This is a genomic window from Streptomyces sp. PA03-1a (assembly GCF_033792805.1).
Lineage (GTDB): Bacteria > Actinomycetota > Actinomycetes > Streptomycetales > Streptomycetaceae > Actinacidiphila.
In genome coordinates this window covers 1-2,381 of sequence record NZ_JARAVO010000450.1, presented here as the reverse complement: position 1 = coordinate 2,381, position 2,381 = coordinate 1, and the positions used below count along the sequence as shown (strand labels likewise).

General features: G+C 73.2%; 2 protein-coding genes and 1 pseudogene. 1 reads left to right on the top strand and 2 read right to left on the bottom strand.

What is annotated here, in order from left to right:
- Window positions 1-189, bottom strand: a pseudogene (locus PV341_RS44760) (hypothetical protein); the annotation flags it as partial.
- 295 nt (window positions 190-484) lie between these two features.
- On the opposite strand from PV341_RS44760, the gene PV341_RS44755 reads away from it, so the two are divergent.
- Window positions 485-1,522, top strand: coding sequence for a chitinase (locus PV341_RS44755; RefSeq protein ID WP_500360989.1), 1,038 nt, complete (start codon window positions 485-487; stop codon window positions 1,520-1,522).
- On the opposite strand, the gene PV341_RS44750 is transcribed toward PV341_RS44755, so the two are convergent.
- On the bottom strand, window positions 1,487-2,341 hold the full coding sequence (locus PV341_RS44750; RefSeq protein ID WP_500360988.1) for an MHYT domain-containing protein: 855 nt from the start codon (window positions 2,339-2,341) through the stop codon (window positions 1,487-1,489). The genes PV341_RS44755 and PV341_RS44750 overlap by 36 nt on opposite strands.
- Window positions 2,342-2,381 lie beyond the last annotated feature (40 nt).

Sequence of the window (2,381 nt, the reverse complement as noted above, 5' to 3'; positions counted from 1 at the left end):
GCCGCCGCCCACGCCCCCGCCCCGGGCCACCGGGGCGGGGGCGTGGGCGGCGGCCGGGGCGCTCGCGACGCGTTCCGCGGTACCCCCGGTTCTTCCACCCGCCTCGGCCTGCGCCGACGCGCCCTCGGGGACGTCGGCGCCCGGAATCAGGGTCTGGGGCGCGAAAGGGGTGCCGCCCGCAAAAGCCACCCCCAGCAGGACGGCATATCCCGCGCAGGCGATCCCGACGGCCAGTCCGGCGCGCCGGATAATGCGCGCCCGGCGGCCCGACGCATCGACGAATACGGGCCCTTCCTCCGTGGACCGCCCACGGGGACACGCCCGTCGGGAGAGGGAATGCATGGGCGGAATGCTAGCAGTAATTTCTCTCCATGAATTCCACGGATTCACTTCCGCATTAATCCCACGAATGACCCGAGACCCCGATTTACTCAATTCCAGGAAATCGTGATCCGGAATTCCCGGGGCAGATAGTCTCTCCGTCATGAAGAGCCGCACGGCACAGCTGATCACCGGACTCGTGGCGGTCGCCGTCGCCGCCACGACCGCCTCCCTCCTCACCGGCACGGAGCCCGCCGGCTCCCCGGCGCGCCACGCGCCCGGGGGGAGGGAACCGGTGGCCGAGGTGGCCTTCACCCCCTACGTGGACGCCTCGCGTTCCACCGCGTACGACATGGCGGACGCCGCCCGCAGGACCGGGGCCGACGGTTTCACCCTCGGGTTCGTGACCGCGCGCGGTGGCTGCGCCCCGACCTGGGACGGGCGTGACGGCATCGCCCACGGCGACCTGGCGGACCGGATCGCCGCGCTGCGGGCCGCCGACCTCGACGTACGGGTCTCGTTCGGCGGCGCCGACGGCACGGAACTCGCCGGCGCCTGCGACGACGTGGACGAACTCGCCTCCGCCTACGCCGATGTGATCGGGCGTTACCGGCTGACCGGGGTCGACTTCGACGTCGAGGGCGACGACCTCGCGGACACCGCCGCCGGCACCCGCCGGGCGCGCGCGGTCGCCCGGCTCCAGCAGGAGGCCGAGCGGGAAGGCCGGACGCTGTCGGTCTCCTTCACGCTGCCCGTGATGCCGTCCGGGCTGACCGCCGAGGCCGCCGCGCTGCTCGCGGACGCCCGGCGCCAAGGGGTGCGCGTCGACGCGGTCAACATCATGGCGATGGACTACGGGGAGACGTACACCGGCGACATGGGCCGGTACGCGGTCCAGGCGGCCACCGCTGCGCACCGGCAGCTCAAGGCGCTGCTGGGCCTGCCGGACGCCGCGGCGTGGCGGACCCTCTCGGTGACCCCGATGATCGGGGAGAACGACATCCAGGGCGAGGTGTTCACCCTGCGGGACGCGGCCACGCTGGCCGCCTTCGCCCGTGACAAGCGGCTGGGCGGCCTGTCCATGTGGTCGGCCGACCGGGACCGGCCCTGCGAGGACGACACCAAGGAGACGGCCCCGGCCCGGTGCAGCGGGGTCGACCAGCCGTCACTGGCGTTCGCGCGGGCGCTCGCGGATGCGTGAGGGCCGGGCGGCGTGCGAGGAGCGGGCCGCCCGCGGGGAACGGCGGCCGCGGCCGGCCGCGGGCTCGGGCTCGGGCTCGAAGTCGCCGACGGGCGGGTCCAGCGCCACGACGACCCCCGCGAGGAAGAGGAAGACGACCGGCCCGATCAGCACCGGGGCGAGGAACGCGGCCGGTCCCGCCCCGCTCGTTCCCTCCCGCGCGCCGCTGTGCAGGTGCACCGTCAGCGCGGCCATGCCGATGTAGTGCATGGCGGTGACGGCGAAGCCCAGGACGAGGCTGGCGAGCACGCCGCCGTACGGGCGCCGGACGGAGACCGCCGACCACAGGGCGACGGTGGCGGCCAGGACGGCGACGCCGACCGACAGCAGCACCGTGGCCCGCGTGTACTCCAGGTCGCCGCGCAGCCGCATCCCCCGCATGCCCATGTAGTGCATGGTGGCGATGCCGAGTCCCGTGACGCAGCCGCCGGCCAGTACGGCGGGGAGCGTGCGGCCCACGAACCCGACGAGGAACACCCCGAGAGCGACGACCACGACGGCGACCAGCAGGCTCTCGAAGGTGACGAGCGTGTCGTAGGTGATCCGCACCTCGCCGACGGTGAAGCCCATCATGGCGATGAAGTGCATGGTCCAGATGCCGGAGCCGATGGCCGCCGAACCCAGCGCGAGCCAGCCGACCCGTCGCGAGGGGTGCATGGCAAGGGCCCGGGTCGTGCAGCGCAGCCCGAGGGCGGCACCCAAGCAGGCCATCAGGAAACCCGCGAGAGGGGTCGCCCATCCGTAGGTGAAGCCATTGACCGTTCCGTACGTGCCGCTCACGGCACCCTCCCCTTGCCGCCCCGGGTCTTTATTACAACTG